The 7,995-nt window shown below is 40.8% G+C and carries 7 protein-coding genes; 5 read left to right on the top strand and 2 right to left on the bottom strand.

The genetic code is table 11. From position 1 onward, the window contains the following. On the bottom strand, window positions 1-335 hold a 335-nt coding region (locus AYJ08_RS12775), incomplete at its 3' end, for an ABC transporter substrate-binding protein (protein ID WP_082890943.1). Window positions 336-542: 207 nt separating this feature from the next. Here AYJ08_RS12775 and rnz point away from each other — a divergent pair. Both rnz and AYJ08_RS12765 read left to right on the top strand, forming a co-directional pair. Continuing rightward, window positions 543-1,487, top strand: coding sequence for a ribonuclease Z (gene rnz / locus AYJ08_RS12770; RefSeq protein WP_064018045.1), 945 nt, complete (start codon window positions 543-545; stop codon window positions 1,485-1,487). A gap of 192 nt (window positions 1,488-1,679) precedes the next feature. Further along, a complete protein-coding gene (locus AYJ08_RS12765; RefSeq protein ID WP_064018044.1) occupies window positions 1,680-2,795 on the top strand; it encodes an MSMEG_1061 family FMN-dependent PPOX-type flavoprotein in 1,116 nt (371 codons plus the stop codon). Window positions 2,796-3,645: 850 nt separating this feature from the next. Here AYJ08_RS12765 and AYJ08_RS12760 read toward each other — a convergent pair. Beyond that, window positions 3,646-4,554: a DMT family transporter gene (locus AYJ08_RS12760; protein ID WP_064018043.1), complete on the bottom strand. Its 909-nt coding sequence runs from the start codon at window positions 4,552-4,554 to the stop codon at window positions 3,646-3,648. A 99-nt stretch (window positions 4,555-4,653) separates the two neighbouring features. On the opposite strand from AYJ08_RS12760, the gene AYJ08_RS12755 reads away from it, so the two are divergent. The 3 genes from AYJ08_RS12755 to AYJ08_RS12745 all read left to right on the top strand — a co-directional run. Further along, on the top strand, window positions 4,654-5,520 hold the full coding sequence (locus AYJ08_RS12755; protein WP_157452862.1) for a LysR family transcriptional regulator: 867 nt from the start codon (window positions 4,654-4,656) through the stop codon (window positions 5,518-5,520). A 286-nt stretch (window positions 5,521-5,806) separates the two neighbouring features. Continuing rightward, window positions 5,807-6,403: an RNA polymerase sigma factor gene (locus tag AYJ08_RS12750; RefSeq protein WP_064018042.1), complete on the top strand. Its 597-nt coding sequence runs from the start codon at window positions 5,807-5,809 to the stop codon at window positions 6,401-6,403. Then, window positions 6,357-7,995 (top strand): DUF4179 domain-containing protein (locus AYJ08_RS12745; RefSeq protein ID WP_064018041.1); only part of this gene is annotated, 1,639 nt, incomplete at its 3' end. The genes AYJ08_RS12750 and AYJ08_RS12745, both read left to right, overlap by 47 nt.

The raw sequence follows: 7,995 nt of genomic DNA, 5'->3' as shown, positions 1-7,995 counted from the left end.
AAAGTTAACTTCAGATGGGCAAAATTAATGATCGGATCCTGCCCACCCTGTTGATCTACATAAATGCTGGTCTCGGAGCCCACCAATGCGACATCAATGCCATTAGATAGCAGGGAGGTCATTGTTTTGTCGCCACCCCAAGTAGTTATTACTTCGACCTCCAAACCTTCTTCTTTGAAAAATCCCTTTTCTAAAGCAACGTATTGTGGAGCGTAGAAAAGAGAGCGTGTAACCTCTCCTACTCGGAGCTTATTGGTATCGCTACTGGAGCAGCCGGTCAAAAAGCTGAAAAGCCCTAGGCAAAGAATAATGCCTAGGATAAGGAATTGCTTCATCAAAAAACCTCCTAGGCGTTTCGTTTTACTCTAACCTATGCCAGATTGCGGTGAATGGTGAAAGAGTAAAAAATAGTAAGAGGTATGTGTCACGATGCCTCTCGGAATTGTAATGGTAGAAGGTTAAGATGAATTTTTGCTCCAAATATGATAAGATTGGTAAAATATGCACGTGGATTTTACATAAAGGATGGAGGTGGATAGGGCATGCAGATTGTTTTTCTTGGAACTAGCTCAGGCGCCCCTACCACTAAGCGGAATGTATCGGGTATCGGACTTCGTCTCATGGATCGAGGCGCGTGGTGGCTGATTGACTGTGGGGAAGGTACGCAACACCAAATCATGCGTTCTGTGCTTAATATTTCGCAGTTGGAAAAGATATTTATTACGCATTTGCATGGCGATCATTTATACGGATTAATTGGTATGCTTGCCAGTCGTTCTCTACGTGGGGCTGAAACAGGCGGAATTACGCTATACGGTCCAAAAGGCATTGATGAGTATGTACAAGCCATCATGCGTATTAGCCCCGTTCATTTACAGTATCCCCTAATCATTAAAGTGGTGGAGGAAGGAATTATTTACGAGGATGATACCATTGTCGTGGAAGCGGCTAAGGTGAAGCATCGCGTTCCAGCCTTTGCCTATTCGATGACGGAGAAGCCACGTCCTGGTGCGTTTAAGATTGAGTTAGCAAAAGAGGTAGGTATTCCCAAAGGGCCCATGTATGCTCAGCTTAAAGCGGGAGGGACTGTTCAATTAGAGGATGGCAGGGTTTTTCACGGCAAAGACTTTGTTCACCCACCTCAGCCAGGCCTTAAGGTTGCATTTAGTGGAGATACAATACCTTGTCAGAATATGGTTCGTTTAGCCCAAGGAGCAGATATGCTCGTGCACGAATCTACCTATGTTCATCAGCACCTAGAATTAGCTGAACGAAGTGGGCATTCCACAGCAAAACAAGCGGCAGAAATCGCTGTTGCAGCAGAAGTTAAAGGCTTATTGCTTACGCATTTGAGCCCACGTTATGATATTGAAGACGGACCGATTACTCTTGATGATATGCTACAGGAAGCGCAGGAAGTTTTTCCGAACACCCAGATCGCTCAGGATCTGTGTGTCTATGAGGTAAAAAGAACGCGTTTGCTGTAACGTAAATGTTTGATAAGAATAAGAATTAGTTAAACCCTTGTAGCATAAATAATAGTGCAGCAAGGGTTATTTCATTTGAAAGAAGCACTGATTGAATTACATTTATATTTTTAATTGGTAATAATTATCATTTAAGGTATAATTATCTTAGTTGAATCCTTTCAATGTATGCTGTAAAAGGAGGGAATAAAGATGAAGCTGCCTTTAGATTTCACGGTACAAACAAAAGCGCAGTTGCGAGAAGTAGTCGGCTCACCGTCTGAGGCTTTACTAGAAAAAATATTACCTAGCTTAGAGGAACAAAGCCGCTACTTTATTCAGCATTCGTCCATTGTATGCGCCACAACTAAGCAAAGGAATAATTTCTTGCATGGGTCTATGTTTGGCGGGGAAAAGGGCTTTGTCCGTTTTATTGCTGAGAATAGTTTTCTTATCCCCATAAAAGAAGCTGGAGACTACATGCGCATGATTGAAAATATCCATGCGAATCCATTCATCGGGCTGTTATTTTTTATCCAAGGAGTAAGCGAAACCCTACGAGTTAATGGCAGGGCCAGCATTGTTAAAGAGAAAGCACTTCTAACCGCCCATTTTCCAGCAGATCAACAGCTCGTAGCAGCGATCCGGGTAGATGTCGAGGAATGCTTTTTACATTGTGCCAAAGCCTTCATTCGCTCCAAGCTGTGGGATTCTACAACCTATCTAGCTAGCTATCATACAGAGATGTCTTCAACAAGTGACCTCTTCTGCCAGCACACTATTCTAAGCGAACAGATGCAATCCTTTATTACACACGCTCCTTTCATTTGTGTCGGCTCCAGTCAAATGGAAGGAGGAGCTGATATATCGCCCAAGGGTGATCCGGCGGGCTTTGTACAAATACTAGATGAACATACCATTTTGATTCCCGATCGTCCTGGTAACAAAATTTGCGATAATTTTGAGAATATACTTGTGAATCCATATATATGTGTTCTCTTTTTTATCCCAGGTGTAGATCATATCCTCCATGTTCAAGGCAAAGCCTCTATTGTAAAAGAAGCCAAAATATTAGAACCTCTCTCAATAGCAGGAAAACGCCCGGCGCTAGGAATATGGATAGAACTTCAACAAGTGACCTTAGCTTACTCGCAAGCAATGGTGGATGCGGGATTATGGAATCCGGCAAATCAAATAGATCGAAAGACGTTCCCAACGATGGGAGAGATAGTGATGAAACAACTAGCCCATTCAAAATTAACAAAGGGAATGAGTGCCAAGGCCTTTGATGACATGGTCAGCCAAGAGTACAAGCAGCATTTATATTAAGTGGGGATGAATCGGATAGGTGATACTGACCGACTTTTACAATTAGGCAGCAGTAAACGAAGATTTTCAGATGGATGAGGTGCTGCTGCCTCGGCATCATCAGCTTCCAACACACGTAAGGACTTTGCAGGTGGGGCAGGTAGAGTTGAGGATGGACGTTTTTTGCTATCCCGAAAGGAGGAGCGATCCCTTTCAGGAGAAATCCTGATAGCATCCACTACTAATATGACAAGTCTAAAGACAGAAGATAGAGTTATCGTGATGGCGGACAGGTGGGTGTTCGCCTTCTATATTTTAGGGCGTATATTGCTTAGACGCTAAAAGTAAAATTTTTAACCCGAAGAAAAATTTATGAAATGGTACTAACACGTGGTAAAGCACGATCTATCCTAAACATTACAGAACGAATGCTACTGCTTTGAAGTAATACTGATGGTGTCATAGTTCGTTCCTGATGGCGTTGGGCGTTGTAATCATATCGGTATGACGAGCATTCTGTAAATTTAGGATAGATACATGCTTTATAAGCCAGGGGTAACATAGAGCTTACTTACATACCTCTCCTGTATATGCCGGCCACTTTTTTGTAAGTTCCATGAGTAACCTTTTTATAAGAATAGAGTAATCCAGCATAACCATTCTTACTAGCTTTTATAGGACTAGCTTCCTTCAGTAGGCACTACACTTGACGCTGTGAAAAAGTAGCGAGCAGGGTCATAAAGAAAAGTGGATTTCGATAGGTTTTCATTTCTGCTTCTCTTTTTTGTAGAATAATGATTTTTTCTCGCGGATATACAATATATTTTTTTTAATGTTTAGTGAAACTGTATAACAGAAAGAGTAAGCTAGCTTATCGATGTATCGCAAATTTTGACGTTTTGCCAATACGTTTCGGCTTGAAATTAACCAAAACGATGCTTCCAGTAATCAATAAAAGTCCAACAATCAGCTTATATGTCACCTGTTCATGTAAGAAAAGCACGCTGAACATGACGGAGATGAGTGGAATGAGAAAGGTAAAAGCTCCCACCTTACTGGCTTCGATTGTTGCGAGCAGTTGAAAATAAACAAGCCAGCCCAATGCAATGACGAAAATCGAGATAAAAAGAGTAACAATGATAAACGAGGTATTCCAAGCAATATCAGACCAGCTCTCCATGGCTGAACCTGAACCCAGCATGACGATGCCGCCAATTGTAATTTGTAGTGCCGTCATCCAAACAGAGTCGACCTGAGCTGCTGTTTTTTTCGTATAAACCGTCCCACAGGCCCAGCTAATGGCAGAGGCGATAGCGAATATAATCCCCCATGCTGACATGTTGCCAGTAAACCCGTCGATGGTTAACGAGGCAACGCCGAAAAATCCGAGCAAGAGACCGAGGATTTTTAAGCCGTACATTGATTCTCCAAGCCAAATCCAGGAAAAAATCCCGAGCAGCACAGGCTGAAGGAATACGATTGCCGAGAACAAGCCAGCAGGCATGTATTGTAAGCCAATGGTTTGAAAGCCATAGTAGAGAATAATGTTCAAAGCTGAGGAAATGAGATAGATATGCCACGTTCCTTTTAGATGAAGCTGTTTTCGTTTCCATACAGCAAAGGAAATTAAGAGAAGGCCGCCGATAAATGTCCTCAAGCCAGCGAACAGCAGTGGCGGGGTATAGGTTAATGCGTATTTGGAAAGCGGCCAATTAACGCCCCACATAAGAACCAAAAATGCGAGATATAGAGCCGGCTTTATACGAGATTGTTGAAGCATGTATATGTCACTCCTTGTCTTGGTGTCATTGTACATGATAAAATGATTTCTCATATAAATAAAATGAATGTTTTTTATGGGGGGCATATCATTTTTGTTATGACACATGCACAAATAGAGTTATTCGTCAAAATTGCTGATACTGGGAGCTTCACCAAAGCAGGTCTAGAGTTAAATATGACGCAGCCTGCCGTCAGTCGTGCTATCTCCACACTTGAAGCGGAGTTGGATGTAACTCTTCTGATTCGGGACCGGAAAAACGGTATTATGCTTACCGATGTGGGAAAACGAATTTTAGTTTTATTTCGGGATATTTTACAGTCCTTTGAAAAAGTCCACCAAGAAATTGCTAGTGAAAAAGGTCTTGAAATCGGCACGATACGCGTTGGCGCATTCCCAGTGGCGTCTGCTCACTTTTTACCCAAAATCATTAAGGTCATGGCTGAACAATATCCCCAGTTGGAGTTTGTGATTTATGAAGGAACCATCGATGAAATTAAAGAGTGGCTAGAAACCCGGGTCATTGATGTTGGTTTAATTATCCCGCCAGACGATGAATTCGAAACGATTTCTTTATTTCGAGAGAGAATGTATGCCGTGATAAGAGACGACCATCCCTTGCAAAATCGCTCGATTATCTCTGTCAAAGATTTGAGCAACGAGCCGTTGATTAGCTGTAAATCAGGTTACGAGCCGCCTATTGTTGATTTGTTTAATCGAGCACGAGTAGACCTGAGGATTCGATTTGTCGTCAGAAACGTAAATTCAGCGCTAAGTATGGTACAAGAAGGACTTGGAATTGCGGTGCTGTCAGAATTATCGCTTTGGGTGCTTCCGCCTAATGTGCTCAAAAAAGAACTGGAGCCAGAAGCATTTAGAGATATTCGTTTGGCAGTTCCTTCATTGAAGGAATCTTCCAATGCCGTTCAAACGTTTATCCAAACGGCACGTAAGCTCTTTCCCTAAAGCCTTTAAAAGGGAGCTTATTGCTATAAAGATAAAGCAAAGGAGTGAGGAATACCAGCCTCACTCCTTTTATTATGTAAGATGGGGGTTAAACAAGGGTTATCCATTAATGTTCAGCTTTTTTGTCGCAACAGAACATCTTTCACGAAAATAGTTCGAATTATATGTTTTGAAAAAATTTTTTCAAAAAGTTTAAGAGGGGTCTCCCTCATTTTTCGTTATATATAAATGAACAGACAAAAAGGTAAGAGCTGCGCAGCCCCTTTTTGGAATGGGAGGATAGTAAATGGAGGAAGATGAGGAGATTATTGAGCAAATCTTACAGGGCAACAAAGAAATCTATGCTCAAATTATTCACAAATATAAGGGTAAGGTGGCTTCTATCCTTACGAAAATGTTAGGTCATCCATCAAATATACAAGACATTGTTCAAGAGATTTTTATTAAAGCATATTACCATTTGCCAGAATATCAATCACAACAAAAATTTTCGGCATGGCTATATCGTATCTCCATTAATCGTGGACTAGACGAGGTACGCAAGCGAAAAAGAACACCGTTAGTTAGTGACTTAACCTTTGAAATAATGGATAGCTATACACCCGAAAAAGCCTATCTGGACAAGGAGCAGAAAGAGTTTTTGCAGCATCTTTTATTACGTGTTGACGACGAGTATCGAAACATTATTGAGATGCACTATATTCAAGATTTAAGCTACAAAGAAATAAGTGAAAAATTATGTGTATCGATGAGTACGGTAAGAATGCGGCTTTCTTATGCTAGAAAAAAGGTAAAGGATGAATTTATTCGGATGAACAAAAGGGGGGAGTTTATTTATGAAGTGCCTGAGCCAAGAGCATCTGATAGCATACATGCACGATAAGCTTCCTGCAACGAAGAGAGAGCAACTAGAAAAACATCTGGATTATTGTAGCGATTGTCAAAAACAGCTAGAGCAAATTGTTGATGAATTGGATAGCTTTGGTGATGACGGATGGATAGTCGATTCGTTTTCAGAAACGTTTGAACAAGACATCATAAATAAAATCCACCCTTATCCGGTAAGTGTGTTAAAGCAATCAGTCGCATGTAAGATGCCCCCAAAAATGAATTGGAAAAAAAGGAGTATAGACATAATGAAAAAAATGACGATTACGGTAGCTGGGTTGGCATTGGTTGTATCTTTAGGAACGCTTGTTTCTCCTACTTTTGCTACCTATGTAAGCGGATTATATACCGGTCAAACAGATGCTGGTATACATGTTATCTCAACGAAAAACAGCTTATTTTCTGACTACAAGAAAGCTGATAAAGGTCTTATACATGCTATACAAAAAGGATATTCAAAACCTCTTGATTTGTCTGCTACAGATCAAGGGCTTACTTTTGAAGTAAAAGAGGTTCTAGCCGATCCCTTGCGAATTGCCATGATTATTGGTGTGAAGGATAGCAAGGGAAATCGTTTAGATGCAAGCGAGTTGTATGATGAAGAGGAAATTAGCTTGAAGGATCAAAAGGGCAATGTATTGAAGCCGAATCAGGAGCTTGCTAATGATCCTCTTTATAAGCAGGAATCAGATTTTTGGGCTCATGATATACATGGTGATTATATCGTGCTAGAGCGGACACTATTCGATTTTTATGGGAAAGAAAATGCTTTGCCAGATGAAATGAACGTTGAACTTACTGTGAAAAAATTAGGTGAAACGAATGGGAATTGGAAAATACAGGTTCCGATTGAGATGGAAAAGGCCAAAGAGGCAACAAAAATGAAAAAGATTAACCAGGAATATACCAGTCCTCAGGGATTAAAGATTAGTTTGAAAGAGGTCGTTTTTGCTCCAAGTGGCACTCAGCTTATTATAGAGACAACAGCTAAGGGGGCAGATAAAGAGTTTACCTATGAGCTTGTTGATGAACAAGGAAAGAATATGGCTGCATGGGAAAGTCCTTACTTAAGAGGAACGCCTCCTGTTGATGAGCCTCTTTCTGAAAAGAATGGAAGCAGTAATAAAAATGTATTAGATTCTCTCACAGAGCGTATTAGATTAGCAGAAGGATCAGATAGATGGTTCCATACGTTTACCCCTACTTCAAAGAAAATGTCCTTTAGGCTTACCTCACTCTTTCTACGTGAGACAGCCAATTTTCAGGCGAAATTGAACATAGAGAAGCTACAAAAAGAACCTATAAAAGTTGAGGGGCAAGGGAATCTCTTCCGTTTTACAAAGTATAATCAAGACGAAAAAGCAGTGAAGGGGGGAAGTAGTATTGATTTTGAAGCGGTTTTCCCAAAAGATTTCATAAACGTGAGTGGATGGAAAATCAAGGATGAAACTGGGGAACGAATAAATAAGGTTTTCCACTCTGAGAAGACAACGATCACCCCAAATGGAAATGTCCAATTACAAGGGAAGCTGATATTTGATAATAAAGGCAAGCTTCCAAAAGAGCTTGCCATTTCCTATGATAAAG

Source organism: Brevibacillus sp. SKDU10 (assembly GCF_001645205.1).
In the GTDB taxonomy this organism is placed as follows: domain Bacteria; phylum Bacillota; class Bacilli; order Brevibacillales; family Brevibacillaceae; genus Brevibacillus_B; species Brevibacillus_B halotolerans.
Note: the sequence above shows the minus strand (reverse complement) of the source record. Positions and strands in the feature narration are given on the sequence as shown.

Coding starts and splice junctions, on each gene's coding strand:
- AYJ08_RS12750 (WP_064018042.1), top strand. CDS start 5,807: ATGGAGGAAGATGAGGAGATTATTGAGCAAATCTTACAGGGCAACAAA.
- AYJ08_RS12765 (WP_064018044.1), top strand. CDS start 1,680: ATGAAGCTGCCTTTAGATTTCACGGTACAAACAAAAGCGCAGTTGCGA.
- AYJ08_RS12755 (WP_157452862.1), top strand. CDS start 4,654: ATGACACATGCACAAATAGAGTTATTCGTCAAAATTGCTGATACTGGG.
- AYJ08_RS12760 (WP_064018043.1), bottom strand. CDS start 4,554: ATGCTTCAACAATCTCGTATAAAGCCGGCTCTATATCTCGCATTTTTG.
- rnz (WP_064018045.1), top strand. CDS start 543: ATGCAGATTGTTTTTCTTGGAACTAGCTCAGGCGCCCCTACCACTAAG.